The organism is Vitreoscilla massiliensis (assembly GCF_001457815.1).
Taxonomy (GTDB): Bacteria; Pseudomonadota; Gammaproteobacteria; order Burkholderiales; family Neisseriaceae; genus Vitreoscilla; species Vitreoscilla massiliensis.
The window spans coordinates 905,510-920,373 of record NZ_LN898221.1; the positions used below are offsets into that span (position 1 = coordinate 905,510).

13 protein-coding genes are annotated in these 14,864 nt (G+C 50.6%); 4 read left to right on the top strand and 9 right to left on the bottom strand.

Going from position 1 to position 14,864, the window contains the following annotated elements; translation table 11 throughout:
- Window positions 1-44: 44 nt before the first annotated feature.
- The 3 genes from BN3003_RS15855 to antA all read right to left on the bottom strand — a co-directional run bounded on the left by BN3003_RS15855 (window position 45) and on the right by antA (window position 3,065).
- Window positions 45-875 carry a bifunctional transcriptional activator/DNA repair enzyme AdaA gene (locus BN3003_RS15855; RefSeq protein ID WP_082625700.1) on the bottom strand — a complete coding sequence of 277 codons (831 nt, stop codon included), beginning with the start codon at window positions 873-875 and terminating at the stop codon, window positions 45-47.
- 275 nt (window positions 876-1,150) lie between these two features.
- Window positions 1,151-1,642, bottom strand: a complete 492-nt coding sequence (antB, locus tag BN3003_RS15860) for an anthranilate 1,2-dioxygenase small subunit (protein WP_058357593.1) — start codon at window positions 1,640-1,642, stop codon at window positions 1,151-1,153.
- Between the two features lie 13 nt (window positions 1,643-1,655).
- Window positions 1,656-3,065, bottom strand: coding sequence for an anthranilate 1,2-dioxygenase large subunit (antA, locus tag BN3003_RS15865; RefSeq protein WP_058357594.1), 1,410 nt, complete (start codon window positions 3,063-3,065; stop codon window positions 1,656-1,658).
- Between the two features lie 418 nt (window positions 3,066-3,483).
- Between antA and BN3003_RS15870 the strand changes: the two genes are divergently transcribed.
- Window positions 3,484-4,467, top strand: coding sequence for an AraC family transcriptional regulator (locus tag BN3003_RS15870; RefSeq protein ID WP_199822604.1), 984 nt, complete (start codon window positions 3,484-3,486; stop codon window positions 4,465-4,467).
- Between the two features lie 75 nt (window positions 4,468-4,542).
- Here the strand turns inward: BN3003_RS15870 and BN3003_RS15875 are convergent, their stop codons facing one another.
- From BN3003_RS15875 to BN3003_RS15905, 6 genes are all read right to left on the bottom strand, one after another.
- Window positions 4,543-5,895 (bottom strand): MFS transporter, encoded by a 1,353-nt coding sequence (locus tag BN3003_RS15875; RefSeq protein WP_058357595.1) that lies wholly within the window; start codon window positions 5,893-5,895, stop codon window positions 4,543-4,545.
- Between the two features lie 289 nt (window positions 5,896-6,184).
- Complete coding sequence (locus tag BN3003_RS15885) at window positions 6,185-7,384, bottom strand: branched-chain amino acid ABC transporter substrate-binding protein (protein ID WP_058357597.1); 1,200 nt, start codon at window positions 7,382-7,384, stop codon at window positions 6,185-6,187.
- Window positions 7,385-7,528: 144 nt separating this feature from the next.
- Window positions 7,529-9,010 carry an aldehyde dehydrogenase gene (locus BN3003_RS15890; RefSeq protein WP_058357598.1) on the bottom strand — a complete coding sequence of 494 codons (1,482 nt, stop codon included), beginning with the start codon at window positions 9,008-9,010 and terminating at the stop codon, window positions 7,529-7,531.
- Window positions 9,011-9,020: 10 nt separating this feature from the next.
- Entirely contained in the window at window positions 9,021-9,890 is an 870-nt protein-coding gene (locus BN3003_RS15895; RefSeq protein WP_058357599.1) for a dihydrodipicolinate synthase family protein, read from the bottom strand.
- Between the two features lie 31 nt (window positions 9,891-9,921).
- Window positions 9,922-11,160 (bottom strand): NAD(P)/FAD-dependent oxidoreductase, encoded by a 1,239-nt coding sequence (locus BN3003_RS15900; RefSeq protein ID WP_058357600.1) that lies wholly within the window; start codon window positions 11,158-11,160, stop codon window positions 9,922-9,924.
- Complete coding sequence (locus BN3003_RS15905; RefSeq protein WP_058357601.1) at window positions 11,157-12,104, bottom strand: 4-hydroxyproline epimerase; 948 nt, start codon at window positions 12,102-12,104, stop codon at window positions 11,157-11,159. Before BN3003_RS15905 ends, BN3003_RS15900 begins: the two co-directional genes overlap by 4 nt.
- A 129-nt stretch (window positions 12,105-12,233) precedes the next feature.
- On the opposite strand from BN3003_RS15905, the gene BN3003_RS15910 reads away from it, so the two are divergent.
- The 3 genes from BN3003_RS15910 (at window position 12,234) to BN3003_RS15920 (ending at window position 14,853) form a co-directional block, all read left to right on the top strand.
- A complete protein-coding gene (locus tag BN3003_RS15910) occupies window positions 12,234-13,013 on the top strand; it encodes an AraC family transcriptional regulator (RefSeq protein ID WP_058358091.1) in 780 nt (259 codons plus the stop codon).
- Between the two features lie 501 nt (window positions 13,014-13,514).
- On the top strand, window positions 13,515-13,772 hold the full coding sequence (locus BN3003_RS15915) for a hypothetical protein (RefSeq protein ID WP_058357602.1): 258 nt from the start codon (window positions 13,515-13,517) through the stop codon (window positions 13,770-13,772).
- Window positions 13,773-14,079: 307 nt separating this feature from the next.
- Window positions 14,080-14,853: a calcium-binding protein gene (locus tag BN3003_RS15920; RefSeq protein ID WP_082625703.1), complete on the top strand. Its 774-nt coding sequence runs from the start codon at window positions 14,080-14,082 to the stop codon at window positions 14,851-14,853.
- Window positions 14,854-14,864: the final 11 nt, after the last annotated feature.

A 14,864-nucleotide genomic window follows, 5' to 3' on the forward strand; every position in this document is an offset into this window, starting at 1 on the left:
TTACAGGCCGCTTTTTTTTGATGCTTTGAAACATAAACAAAACCTCAATCCAATAAAGGCAATTCTTGTCCCAATAAGGCCATTTTGCGGCCGCGCCCCCAGCGGTAATCGCCGATGATGCCGCTGTCGCGGATGACGCGGTGACACGGAATTAACACTGCAATCGGATTGCGCGCCACCGCGCTGCCGACCGCGCGCGCGGCTTTGTCGTGGCCTAGGCTGTGGGCGATGTCACCATACGAGCGCAAACGCCCTTCTGGTATTTGCAACAAGGCTTGCCACACTTTTAATTGAAACGGCGTCGCGCGCACTTGCAAGGCAATCGGCACATCGGTCTTGCCTTGCTGCAAAAATGCCCACACCGGTGCGTGCAAACCATGCGCTTGTTGCCGCAAGCGTGCGTGTGGGAACGCCGCCTGCAAATCGGCCAACGCCACCGCTCTGTCGTCAACAAACGCCAACCAGCACACGCCCACATCGGTACAGGCCAACAATACCTCGCCATAGATGCTGTCGCCATAGTGATAACAGATGGTCAAATCTGCCCCGCCTTGTTTGTAGGCACCGGGGGTCATGCCTTCGAGTTGCACAAACAAATCGTGCAAGCGGCCTGTACCGCTCAAGCCGCTGTCCAAGGCCGCGGCCAACACACTGCCTTGCTGCTGCAACACTTTTTTGGCATTGCCTATGCTGATGTGTTGCAACATTTTTTTCGGGCTCACGCCTGTCCACAATTGAAACTGGCGCTGCAAATGCTGCGGACTCATGCCCAGATGCGCCGCCACCTCGTTTAAACTCGGCTGTGCTTGGGCATGGTCGTACAAATAGGCGATGGCCGCAGCCATTTGCTCAAAGCGCAGGCGCTCGTCAGTCATGTTGGTTTCCTTAGGCTCAGTCTGGATATCGCACAGCATAAGCGAAGTGGGCGGCGATGCCGACCCGATTCTTGCGATTTGGCATTAAGTGTGTTGATTGTAACCATCATCATGCCCGCAACACAAAATAGCGGCCTGTAAATGCTTACAGGCCGCTTTGAAACGCTTCTTACCCCAAGCCAAGCGCTTCGCACCCGCTTATCTGTGCAAAACGCTTGGTTTTCCCCTTAAGGCGAAGCATCACACACGCAAGGAAATTGTTTTTTAAGCACAATTCAGACGTGGTAAAAATCCAGTACCGAATCGATTTTGTCGTTTAACAACACCGTGTGTTGGTGGCGGATGCGGAAACTGCCGTCCACTGGGCGCAACACATAAGTGGCGTGGCCATAGAAGCAACCTTCCAGACCTTGACGGTTGTACAGCGTTTGCCAAGCGACCTTGGCCTCGACATTGCCATCGGCCAATTGTTTGACCAACACATTGTTAACCGAATGGCAGGTGCGCGGCAGCGGCGTGGCCGAGGCGGCCTTACCTGTGCCGATGCGGAACACGCGGTCTTCCAAACCGGTGCGGTCTTCGTAATAAATATAAGACAGGCCTTGATTCGGGTCTTGCACATAGTTGTGCTCATCTATCCATTGTGGGATGTGGTAGACGCTGTCTTCATCGTACAAATCCAAATACGCTTCCCATTGGCGCGTGTCGCACAGCGCCGATTTGTGGAATAAGAATTGGCTGACGGCAAATTGAAGTTCTTGTGACATGGCGGCTCCTCACCTATAGCATGACGGCATTATTAGCGGAATGGGCGGCGTGGATGTGCAAGGCTTTTTTCTTCAAGCCTTGCAACAACAGCTGTTGCCAATGGCCATGTTGGTTCACATACAAACCCTCATGGGTGATTTCTCGACCCGTCATCACCGGATGAATGTTCAAGATTTCACTGTTGCGCGTGGCGCCGTAACACCAATTTTGGTGACCGCGGGAAATGTCGCTCCAATGTTCCAAACGCGCTTGGAAGCCTTTTTGCTGCTCACGAAATTCCACCAAATCGTCGGGCGTGCCCAAACCAGACACATTGAAGAAGTCTTCAAACTGACGGATGCGGTTGCGGCGCGCTTCGGCCGATTCGCCTTTCACGCCTATGCATTGGCTGACCACTTCGGTTTTGTTCCAAGCCACTGGGCGCACAATGCGCAATTGTGAGCTGATTTGGTCCATGAAGAACAAACTCGGATACAGATTCAAATTGCGCAATTTGTGCATCGCCCATTCGGCACGTTCTTGCCCATAAGTCTCAACCAAATACGGCATCACGGTGTCGTAACCGGGGCGCACGGTTGGATTGGGCATGTCACTGAACAAGACGCTGTGACCGTTTTTAAAGCTGAAGAAGCCATCATCGGTGGCGCTGTCGCCGGCACCCAATTTGCTGTAATCGAGCGTGTCCAGTTGTTCGCCTTTTTCGGCATTGATTTGTTGGCGGTGTTGCACGGTACTGACATAGTTGTAATGCACGGTGCTGACGTGGTAGCCATCCAAACCGTTTTCGTCTTGCAGCTTCCAGTTGCCGGCAAAGGTATAGGCCGATTTGCCTGGCAACACTTCCAATTCGCCGGTTGGCGATTGCTCTACCATCAAGTCTAAAAACACTTTGGCATCGCCCAAGAATTCTTCCAAGGTATCGGTGGCGGTGATGTCCAAGCTCACAAACACGAAACCACGGTAGCTGGCGATGCGGCCTTGTTTGAGGCCACGGCTTTCTTTGTCAAAATCTTGGCAATACTCAGACGGCGCTTTCACTTTCAACAAGCGGCCATCGGATTTATAACACCATGCGTGAAACGGGCAGGTAAACGTTGATTGGTTGCCTTTGCTGACGCGGGTTAAGGTGGCACCGCGGTGCTCACACGCATTCACCAAGGCGTGCAATTGGCCATTGCCATCGCGGCTGACGATGATGGGTTGGCGACCGATGGTGACGGTGACAAAATCGTTGTTATTCGGGATTTCGCTTTCGTGGCAAGCGTAAATCCACACTTTTTCAAAAATCAGTTCCATTTCCAATTCAAACAGCTCAGGCTTGGTGAACATGTCGCGGGCGATGCGGTAAACACCGTCTTCGGGGCGAAAGTCCAAGCTGCTGTTGACGAAGGTTTGCCATTGCTCTGTGTTATGGGTGTTCATTGTTCTCTTCCTTCTCCATAAGGGGTAAGGCTATTGAACAATTTTTTGCTTGGGCAAACTATCCACATTTTCCAATTCTGTATCCGTTTCCTGTATAGGCCATGATTCAGGCTTACAGGCCGCTTAGCGATTGCCCAAACCCATCGCCACAATAGGCATGTACCCTCAGCGTTGGCAGTCTTTGCAGTATGGGCAATTCACGCTACACTGTTTGTGCCATCATAAAAGCTGTAACCAGACCATGCCCATGTGCTCAAACCACCTTGATGTGGACGACACCTTGGCCTGTCCTCTGCTACAAAACAGCTAGCACAGCCGCCAGCCATCATAAAAAATCGTGTCAGCGCCAGTAAGACACGCCATACATCCATAGCGGCCTGTAACGGCACCATCACTGAATGCATGAGGAGAAACCGTCGTGACCCACCCAACAGATGACATCCACATCCAACACACCTCGCAACAGTTGGAGTCGGCGCAAGACATCATGTCGCAAATCTGTGGTGAACACAGCTTGGACACCCACCACCGCAGCGCCTTGAATTTTCAATACACCGGCATGCGCTTTCCCACCAAAAACCTGTCCATAGGCACCATCAGTTATGGTACCAGCGTGGGCATACACATCACCAATTTGCGCGCTTACAGCATCAGCTTGCCGACTCAAGGCACGCAGCAATTACAGTTGCGCGGCACGCAAGTGCAGTCCAATATGCACACTGGCTTGATTGTCTCCAATGCCGAGCAACAAGACTTGTTCATAGACAAAGACTGCCGCAAATTGCAAGTTGCCATTCCAGAGCACAGCTTGGAAACGACGCTGGCCACCATGCTCAGCCGCCCCTTGCGCGAGCCCATCGTGTTTGATCCGGAAATGCATGTGAATTCTGAGCAATTGATCGGTGCTTGGTGGAAACACATCCGCGCGTTTTTGCAGATGAAATCGCATTACGCCAGCTTTGGTGGTTTGCCGATGTTGGCCGAAGATTACGAGAATTTTCTGCTCAAAGCTTTGCTGTTATCGCAAAATAACAATTACTCGCAAGCCTTATTGGAATTGAACAGCCAACACATCCCCAAACACATTTTGGCAGTGAAAAACCACATCATCAGCCATGCGCATGAAGACATCTGTGCCGACGATTTGCAGCGTTTGGCCGGCGTGTCCAAGTCCAAGCTGTATGACGAATTTAAGCTGCATTACGGCACCAGCCCGCTGTCTTACTTGCGCAAATACCGCTTACAGCAAATCCACAAAGCCTTGTCTTCTCCCGCGCACAGCAAAACCTCGATTTCGCAATTGGCCTACCAATGGGGCTTCACCCATTTAAGCCGTTTTGCCGATGAGTACAAGCAAGAATTCGGTGAAAAACCAAGCGAAACCAAAAGCAAATACGCTTAAAACTGAAACACAAACACGCAGCCGATGAAAACAGGGTTTCATCGGCTGCGTGTTGTGTTACAGGCCGCTTAAGACTTATTGCGCTTGCACACTGTCAGTCACGGTTGCAGTCGCAGGTTGGTCCGTGCCCTCATTGCGACCTTTGAGCCACAAAGCCAAGCAGGAAATCAAGGTTGGAATGGCCAACACAAAGAAGATGGCGCTCAAATCCAGATTGAATTTGAAAATCAACGAGCCGAAGAAGGCACCCAAAATCGCACCGATGCGGCCTATGCCATGCATCCACGACACGCCCACAGCACGGCACACGCTTGGGTATAACAAGGCCGCCAATGGCAACAGCGATGATTGTGCCCCCGCGAGCAAGGCGCCGATTAAGAAGATGACGATGCCAAGCAGCACGATGCTGTTGCTGACCAAGCCTGCTACCACAAACAAGGCCACTGCCGCCAAGTAAGAGTATTTAATCACCGTGGTTGGGTTCAATTTGTCCATGTACCAACCCATCAGCGTCGCGCCAAACACACCACCGAAAGGGAAAATCGCCGCAATAAAACTGAATTGTTGGGTGCTAAAACCAGCGGTTTTCAAGATGGTTGGCATCCAACTGGTCAACAAATAAAACACCAACAAACTCATGAAGCAGCACAACCACATCATGCTCGAGCCAAACAAATACTTGCCCAATACCAAAGACACTGGATTGTCATTGCCTTGCGCTTCTGATTTTGGCAACACCAACTCCGTGCCGGCGGCAAACGGTGCACCCTGCACTTTTTCCAAAATGCGTTTGGCTTGCTCGGATTTGCCATGCTTAATCAAATACTGTGTTGATTCTGGCATTTTCAATACCAATACCACCACCAAGGCCAAGGGAATCAAGCCGCCGATGATGATGACTTTGGCCCAACCCATGCCCTCGAGCATGTAAGCCGTCATCAAGCCACCACAAGAAATGCCCAACATAAAGCCACAACCAGCCAAGCCAGTTAAAAACGCTTTGCGGCGCGCTGGCATGTATTCAGACACGATGGTGCTGATGTTGGGCATGGCCGCGCCCAAACCCACACCTGTCACAAAGCGGAATATCGACAACTCGGTCACGGAGCTGGCGAAGCCGCACAAAATGGTGAAGATGGAAAACAGGCAGCAAGTGAGGACAATCACGCCTTTGCGGCCGAATTTGTCCGACAAAGGCCCAGACAAAATCGCGCCTATCGACATGCCGATTAAGGCCGCGCTCAATACCGGTGCCAATTCTGGCTTGGTAATTTTCCAAGCATCGAGCAAGGCCGGTGCAATAAAGCCGATGATGCCGGTGTCCAAGCCATCACAAAAAAACACCAAAAAGCCCAATACAAATACCAGCCATTGCAAGGGCGAGAGTTTGTCCCGATTGATGACCTCGGTTGCGTCCACAGTTCTCATCATGATTCCTTTGTTGGTTCATTATTATGTTGCCCACAGTCGAGATAAACCGCTGTGAGGCTGATGTGTTGTTGGGCTATCCAATAGATTTGCCACTGCTTGTCATTGAATCCTGTAATGCCCTTGTCGCTCTATCCACATCCTCCATTTTTGCAGCCAATTTTTCCAAGTGGCTTTTTGCATTGGCCACCATCCCTATTGACTTACAAGCTGTGTGCTCATGCTTACTGCACATAAAAAAGCGGCCTGTAAACATTTACAGGCCGCTTTTAAGGTCTAACCAAGTCAATTATTGGGCGCCAGCGCTCAAGCTTTCAACAGGCACCCATTGGCCTTTTTCCACTTTGTACACGGTGATGGCCACGTCTTTCAAGTCGCCTTTGTCATCGTAAGAGAAATGGTCACTGGTGATGCCAGGCATGTCGGTTGCCGCCAATTTAGGCAAGTAATCGGCTGCTTTAGACGAGTTGGCCGCCTTCATCGCGTTAATCATCGCCCAAGTGCCGTCATAGCCGTAAGGTGCGTAAATTTGCACTTCTTTGCCGAATTTGGCTTTGTACTTGGTTTCAAATTCAGGGCCTTTAGGCAATTTGGCAATCGGCACACCGGCCAAAGAAGCCATCACGCCTTCAGCACTTTCGCCAGCCACTTTGATGAAGTTAGGGTTTTTGGTCATCTCGCCAGACAAGAACTGCGATTTGATGCCCAAACGCTTCATTTGCACCACCATAGGCGCAGATTGTGGGTCAGCACCACCGTAGAAAATCACATCAGGTGGGCTGTCTTTGAATGCGGTCAAGATAGATTGGAACTCGGTCGCTTTGTCGTTGGTAAACTGACGCGGCAAAATGGTTGCGCCGGCAGCTTTGGCTGATTTTTCAAATTCATCGGCCAAACCTTGACCATAAGCGGTACGGTCGTCGATGATGCCGATGGTTTTGTAACCCAATTTATCAACCGCGTATTTGCCCAATACCAAACCTTGTTGTGAGTCTGAAGTCATGGAGCGGAACACGGTTTTGAAGCCTTGTTGTGTCAACACCGGGCTGGTGGCCATCGAAATGTTAGGGATGTTGTTTTCTTCGTAAACTTTGGATGCTGGGATGGTGGTACCTGAGTTAAAGTGACCAATCACACCGGCCACTTTGGCGTCCACAAAACGCTCAGCCACTTGGGTGGCTTGTTTCGGGTCGGCCGCATCGTCTTGAGCGTCCAATTTGAATTTCGCAGGTGCACCGTTGATGGTGATGCCTTGCTCGTTGGCTTCATCAATTGCCATTTGCACACCGCTCTTATAGTCTTCACCATAATGCGATTGTGGGCCAGTCAATGGTGCAGAGAATCCGATTACGATTTCTTTGCCATCGCCGCCACCACTGCTGGTTTGTGCGCTACCACCTGATGCGGCTTTGCCGTCGCCACCGGCTGTAGCACCGCCACCTTGATTACAGGCCGCTAAAACCATCATAGCAATAATGCTGATTGCCATATTTCTCATAATTCTTCCTTTTTTTCATTGGTGATAATCACTGTGTTACAACTTGGGTAATACATACTGAAAACCATCAAAGCCAGTTGCCTGTTTATATTGGTATGTGGCAACCGGCTGATACGACATTACAACATCAATCCATCAATCTTGTACATACCAAATTGTCTTGGTTTGTACATATTGTTGTAAAGCTTCTAAACCTTTGTCGCGACCACCAAAACCCGATTGCTTAAAGCCGCCAAATGGGGTAGTGATGTCGCCTTCGGAGAAGCCATTGATGGACACGGTACCGGCACGAATGGCACGGCTAACACGTTGGGCACGCTTCAAATTCTCAGTATACAAAGACGCTGCCAAACCATAAGAACTGTCGTTGGCCAAAGCCACTGCTTGTTCTTCTGATTCAAACGTGGTCACGGCCAAAATCGGGCCAAACACCTCTTGTTGGAACAAAGTCATGTCAGCAGTGACATTGTCGAAGATGGTCGGCTCGATGTACCAGCCGCTGCCCAATTCGCTGTGAATTTTGCCGCCTTGTACCAACACGCCGCCTTCTTTTTCGGTGGTGGCGATAAAGCCTTTCACCTTCTCAAAATGCGGGCCTTCAACCATAGGACCTATCACCACATCTTCGTCACGCGGATCGCCCAATTTCCAAGTCGAAATACCGGCTTTGACTTTCTCCAGCAAGGCGTCTTTGACGCTGGCGTCAACGATTAAGCGTGAACCGCAAGAGCAGTTTTCCGACATGTTCCAGAACGCTGCGTTCAAGATGTGCGGTACGGCTGCGTCCAAATCGGCATCGGCAAACACCACTTGTGGGCTCTTACCGCCACACTCCAACACGATTTCTTTCAAATTGCTTTCGGCAGCGTATTTCAAGAAGTAGCGACCCACTTCGGTAGAACCGGTGAACGACACCATGTCCACGTCCATGTGGCGACCCAAGGCTTCACCGACTTTTTCGCCCAAGCCACACACCAAGCTCAACGCGCCTTGTGGTACGCCCGCTTCGTAAGCCAACTCGACCAAACGGTAAGCCGACAAAGACGTCAATTCCGCTGGTTTAACTACCACTGAGTTACCCATGATCAACGCTGGCGCGACTTTCCACGCAAACATTTGCGCAGGGAAATTCCAAGGCAAGACCACACCAACCACGCCTATCGCTTCTTCTACCACCAAGCCCAAGGCAGATGAACCTGTCGGTGCCACTTTGCCAAACACTTTGTCGGCCGCTTCGGCATACCAATGGAAGGTTTCGATGGTAGCAGGCAAGTCGGTGTTCAAACATTCTGAAATCGGTTTGCCGGCATCGATGCAATCCAAAGCCGCCAATTCTTCGATGTTCTCTTGCATCAACACCGCCCAACGTTGCATCACTGCCTTGCGCTCAGCCGGTGACAAATCTGACCATTCACCGCTGTTAAAAGTGCTGCGTGCCACGGCCACGGCGGCATCAATGTCAGCCGCTTCGCCATCGGCAATATAGCCAATCAATGAATTGTCGATAGGCGTGCGGTTTTCCAATTTATTGCCACTGTCAGTGCGGCCTGTAATCAAGTTACCGGCCCACAATTCAGCTTTAGCAGCTTTGGCAAACACGTCTTGAATTTGACCCATGTTTCGCTCCTTACGCTTGTGCCAACAAATTCAAGAATTCGGCTTTGTCAGCGTCGTTCAAGTTCGCCAATGGCGTGCGCACACCGCCGACTTTTACCGTGCCTTTAACACAGCCCAATTTGGCTTTTTGGTTGTAATCGCCCGATTCCATAGAATGAATCACAGGGTAAATTTTGCTCATCAAGGCTTTGGCTTGCGTCCAGTCACCTGCTTGGGTGGCATCGTAAATCGCCACTTGTTCGGCTGGGAACACGTTGGCCGCGCCAGCAATCCACGCACCCGCACCCCAGAAGAAGTAATCTACAGGTTGGTCATCACAACCGCACACCACGGTAAAGTCAGCAAAGTCGGCCTGTAACATAGACAAGGCGCGGCTGAAGTCGCCACTGCTTTCTTTGATGCCGACGATTTTCGGGTGTTTCGCCAATTCGGCCACGGTATCAAATTCGATGCTGATGCCGGTGCGTGCTGGGAAGTTGTACATCACGATAGGCAAATCGGTGGCTTCAGCGACCTTGTTGTAATGCGCAATCACGCCTTCTTGGCTAGGCAAGCTGTATGGCGGCGGTGCCAACATCAGGCTTTCGTAACCCAACTCAGCGGCGCGTTGCGCTTTTTTGGCCGAGCCTTCGGTAGACAAATCGTTGATGCCGGCCATCAAAGCCACTTTGCCTTTGGCAACGTCAGCCACGGTAGACAACACCAACTCACGTTCTGCATCGCTGAATGTGTAATACTCGCCTGTGGTGCCACACACCACCAAGCCGTGCACGCCGCTGTCGATTAAGGTTTGGGTCAAGGTTTTCAAAGTGGCCACATCGATTTGGTTGTCAGCGTCAAACGGTGTCACCATAGGCACGTAAATACCGCGAATACTCATAATTTTATCCTTTATTGGTTTGTGTGTTGTTTTAGAAACGGTTTAATCGGTATGGACGCAAGTCCATGCTCGGCGCGGCATTGGCAAACAATGAGCGCATCAATTCTGCGGTGATGGCAGCATGGGTCAAGCCCAAGTGTTGGTGGCCAAAGGCCAAAAACACGCTGCCAAAGCGGTCTATTACTGGCAAAGAATCGGCGATGGTCGGTCTGAAACCCATCCACTCGCCGGCCTCTGCCGCATTCAAATGGTGTTTTAACATCGGATTGGCCAATTGCAACAAATTGCGCGCACGTTCCATATTTGGAGCGGCCTGTAAACCGGCATATTCCACCGTACCGGCCAAACGCAAGCCGCCATCCATGGGCGTCATGATAAAGCGGCGGTCGGCGCTGGAAACCGGTATGCTCAAGCGCCCTTGTTCTTGCGGCAACATATAGTGGTAGCCGCGCTCGGTATCCAAAGGCACGCTCACACCGGTCAATTCTTCCACCAAGGCTTTGGCATGCGCACCCATCGCCACCACCACTTTGTCGGCGTGTTTTTCACCTTGGCTGGTGTGCAATACCACTTGCGTGCCTTGTTGTTTGGCATGCAACACGGCGCAGTTTTCAATGATTTCGCCACCGGCCGCTTGAAACTCGGCCGCCAGCTTGTTCATTACCGCCATCAAATCGGTCACATGGCCGGTGTCTGGGAAAAACAGCCCACCAATTTGATTGTTGGCCAAAGCCGGCTCACGCTCTTGTAACGCCGCGCCATCCAATAGCGTATTTTCGACACCCAAGCCATTGAGCTTGAGACCATGGTTTTGCAAGGCTTGCAAACTGGCGTCCTTCTCGCACACCAATAAAGAGCCTTGCACATGCACCCATTGCTGCAAACCAAAGCCGTCAACCAGATTGGCCCATGCTGGCAAACAAGCACGGTTCAATTGCATCAAGGCTTGGTGGATGCGCTCAAACGCGGCTGGGCGCATGTTCAGCGCCATGCGGCCCATCCACGGCAATAATTTCGGCAAATAATGCCAGTCTATGCGCAGCGGCCCCAATGGGTCGAGCAACATGCGCGGCAAGTGTTTGAATACCGCAGGGTCGGCCACCGGATACACTTGCTCAGTGGCCAAGTGGCCAGCATTGCCATACGATGCGCCCGCGCCTAGGTGCTTGGCTTCAAGCAAGGTCACTTGCAAGCCATCGCGCTGCAATACCGCCGCAATGCTCAAACCGATGATGCCACCGCCGATGACGGTAATGCGGCCTGTACTCATGCGGAAATGCCCCATTGGAATGGGTCTTGGTTGTCCAAAATCACCGTGGTTTCGGCGCTGATGTAAGCGCTGCCGCGGATGGTAGGACGCACGGTATTCTCGTCCAAGCGTTTGAACGAGCCGGTGAATTGGCTGCCTATCACGCTGGCTTGTTGCCATGTGTCGCCTTCTTGCAGCTTGCCATCGGCGGCCAAACACGCCAGTTTGGCGCTGGTGCCGGTGCCGCAAGGCGAACGGTCGTATTGCTTGCCTGGGCAGAGCACAAAGCTTTGGCTGTCGGCAAAATCACAGTCTTGGAACAATTCGATGTGGTCGATGTCACCACCGTTTTCGCCAGTGATGTTTTGCGCAATCAAGGCCTGACGGATGCGCCAAGTGATGTCGGTCAAGGCTTCAACATTGGCCACATTGATGTCGACAAAGTGTTGGCTGACCAAGAAGAACCAGTTACCGCCCCAAGCGATGTCGCCCACCACCGTGCCCAAACCGTCGACTTGCACCGCTACTTTTTCACGGTAACGGTAAGCCGGCACATTGTCTATGCTGACACTGCCGTCTTCGTGCAGCGTGCACACCACGTCGCCCACCGGCGTTTCAATGCGGTGCACGCCGGCGCCGATTTTGCCTTGGTAAGCCAAAGAGGCAATCAAACCGATGGTGCCATGGCCGCACATGTTCAAATAGCCGGTATTGTTAAAGAAAATCACCCCAGCAGCGGCAGTGGCGCTGACCGGTTCACACAACAGCGCGCCCACCAACACATCATTGCCACGCGGCTCCAAAATCACGCCACGACGGTAATGGTCGTATTGGTTTTTGAGGACGTCCAAACGCGCCGCCATATCGCCCGTACCCAAATCTGGGAAACCGGCATAAACCATGCGCGTTGGCTCACCGCCAGTGTGTGAGTCGATGATGTGAATTTTTTGGTAGCGTTCTGACATGATGAAGTGCTTTCTTAAAGATAGGCATAGCTTGAATCATATTGACTGCGCTGTCTTGATGAGTTTTGGCAAAGTGATGCAGAAAACGGCATAATGGCCGCACAAAGTGTTTTTTATGCGGATGGCACCATGTCGGAATTGAAACCGTTGTATGACGGATTGCTGCAACAGCGGCCTGTAAACCTCGCTACCTTGGTGGCGAATCTGGCCGTGGTTTTGCCAGTTTTGGATGTGATGGACAAAGTGGTGTTTTTTATCAAAGACACCGATGCGCGCTATGTGTTGGTCAATCACAGCTTGGTACAGCGTTTGGGCTGCAAACGCGCCGAAGACTTGCTCGGCCAAACCTCGGCGCAAATGTTTGCCGCCGCGCAAGGCAATGTTTACATCGAACAAGACTTGCAGGTCTTGCAACAAGGCGTGAGCATTACCGACAAACTGGAATTGCACGTGTATAACCACGGCGAACTTGGTTGGTGTTTGACTTACAAACACCCGATTTATGATGTTACAGGCCGCATCATCGGCTTGATGGGCGTGTCGCTGGACTTGGCTTCAGACGAATTGAACCAAACCAAGGCCAGCCACAAATTTGGCAAAATCGAAACCCACATCCGTGAGCATTTGAGCGAAGACATCCGCGTGCAAACCTTGGCCGATTTAATCGGCATGAGCGTGTCGCAATTGGAACGGCGTCTGAAAAAAAACTTCCACATGACACCAAAGCAATTGATACAAAAAATCCGCCTCGAGCAAGCGGTGCAATTATTACAGGCCGACCACGCCATCGCCGACATCGCGCTGGCCTGCGGCTATACCGACCACAGCGCCTTCACGCGCCAATTCAAGCAAATGACTGGCATTTCACCAAGCCAGTTTAAACAAACACTGCAAGCGCGTTCGGTTTGAACACTGTGCAAGACCCTGCGGCATATTCACTTGCCGCTTACAGCTCAGCTTGCAGCGCAGAACTTAACCTAATGGTTCACCCAACAGCCACTGGGCAAGGTATTCAGTTTAAGGCACGGCGTTTGGCTTAGCTCTGCCCTCATCCATCCGCTTGCACAAATCCGTTTAGTTTGCAGCGCGGTATTTGACCTAACAGCACATTCTACAGCCGCATAACAGTATGCTTGGCTTAAGGCACAGCATTTAACCTAACGACACCCTCATCCCGCTTGTACCAATCCGCTTAGTTTGCAACGCAGTACTTAACCGAACGACACAGCCAACCGCTATTTTCCAGTGTGTTCGGTTTAAGCTATGGCTAAGTCTCGCGATACATGCACCAACGTTTGCAAGTGCTCTCTATTTGCAGCGTACAATAGCAAAGGTGAGTGACGGCTAAGTCTGTCATCACCCACACAGCCACGGATGGTTCCGACGCAAGACTGACCCAAGGAGCGCCCTATGCACCACAGCATAAAAGTATTGCTGGCATTGCCATTGATTCTAAGCCTCAACGCCTGCGTGTTTGACCTCGCCGCTGCCAAAGCCATTTGGCGCAACCCCGATGGCAGCGCCATCACCGATTGCCAAGGCGAACCGATACACATGCAGCGCCGCAAACACTACCAAGGCTACGCTCACACCGACAGCCACGGCATGACCCACATCCAATGCCCTGAAGCCAATCAGGTCAAAATCAAGTTTCAACAGCAAAGTTAAATGCTTACAGGCCACATTAAGCGGCCTGTAAGTCTGTACCTGCGCTCAAAGCCACCGCAAAATTGTTAATAATCAATTAGGAATTACATTGCCATTTTCTTGCGATTTATGGGGTAATCTGCTTCTTTCTAAGTGCTTAATCCATATTCTTAATAACATCTCTCCAATAAATGTCCAATTGCCAATATTTGATTCAAATGAATCCATATGAATCAGCTGAAATTCCTTATTTTGGATATTCCATTACAGCTCAAAATCAGTTATCTTTCAAAAATAAATCAATTAAAACCAACAAACTGGAGCCAAAATGCCAAATACGGAATCAAGAGGTTATTATCCTGGATTTGGGCAGGAAACATTACCCAACAGCTCTGATTACAATATTTTCTTTGAACATGAATATTATGAAGGTCAAATCTCAATTAAGGAGAGATTTGATTTAAAAGATGTGACTTTTGCCAAGGTCAATCAAGACTTGGTCATCACTCGTACTGATTCCTACAATGGCAACACCGACACTTTAACCATTACCGACTATTGGACTATCAATGGCAGTGTCAGCGCAGGTAAATTATTGTCTTTAACTGTCGGGCAACAAGACATCAATTATGATCCCAGACGCACCATTACTTTTAATGAATTCATTTTCTTAGCCACTGGACAAAACACCTACCAAGGCGGTGATGCAAATGAAGTCATCATTGGCAATACTGGCAACGATACCATTTATGGCAATATCGGCATTGATGCTTTATTTGGCGGGGATGGAGATGATGTGCTGTACGGCGGCTACGGTAATGACAATCTGTTTGGTGGTGCTGGAAACGACATTTTATACGGAGGCTATGGTCAAGATTTTATGTATGGTGGTACTGGCAATGACACCATTTATATGGGACCTGATGCCGACAAAATTGTTTATGGCGATGAAGGTGATGACATTATTTATGGTAATGCCAATGGTACTGGGAAAATTTTCTTCGCACAGAACCATGGTAATGACACCGTTTATAATGCATTACAAAGCACCTCAAACACAAATAAAAATACCTTAATGCTAAAAACATTCAATTTGGGATGAAGCCAAATTCA

Bases quoted from the DNA above. Each gene is read 5' to 3' on its own strand.
- BN3003_RS15855 (WP_082625700.1), bottom strand. From the start codon at position 875: ATGACTGACGAGCGCCTGCGCTTTGAGCAAATGGCTGCGGCCATCGCC.
- antB (WP_058357593.1), bottom strand. From the start codon at position 1,642: ATGTCACAAGAACTTCAATTTGCCGTCAGCCAATTCTTATTCCACAAA.
- antA (WP_058357594.1), bottom strand. From the start codon at position 3,065: ATGAACACCCATAACACAGAGCAATGGCAAACCTTCGTCAACAGCAGC.
- BN3003_RS15875 (WP_058357595.1), bottom strand. From the start codon at position 5,895: ATGAGAACTGTGGACGCAACCGAGGTCATCAATCGGGACAAACTCTCG.
- BN3003_RS15885 (WP_058357597.1), bottom strand. From the start codon at position 7,384: ATGGCAATCAGCATTATTGCTATGATGGTTTTAGCGGCCTGTAATCAA.
- BN3003_RS15890 (WP_058357598.1), bottom strand. From the start codon at position 9,010: ATGGGTCAAATTCAAGACGTGTTTGCCAAAGCTGCTAAAGCTGAATTG.
- BN3003_RS15895 (WP_058357599.1), bottom strand. From the start codon at position 9,890: ATGAGTATTCGCGGTATTTACGTGCCTATGGTGACACCGTTTGACGCT.
- BN3003_RS15900 (WP_058357600.1), bottom strand. From the start codon at position 11,160: ATGAGTACAGGCCGCATTACCGTCATCGGCGGTGGCATCATCGGTTTG.
- BN3003_RS15905 (WP_058357601.1), bottom strand. From the start codon at position 12,104: ATGTCAGAACGCTACCAAAAAATTCACATCATCGACTCACACACTGGC.
- BN3003_RS15910 (WP_058358091.1), top strand. From the start codon at position 12,234: ATGTCGGAATTGAAACCGTTGTATGACGGATTGCTGCAACAGCGGCCT.
- BN3003_RS15915 (WP_058357602.1), top strand. From the start codon at position 13,515: ATGCACCACAGCATAAAAGTATTGCTGGCATTGCCATTGATTCTAAGC.
- BN3003_RS15920 (WP_082625703.1), top strand. From the start codon at position 14,080: ATGCCAAATACGGAATCAAGAGGTTATTATCCTGGATTTGGGCAGGAA.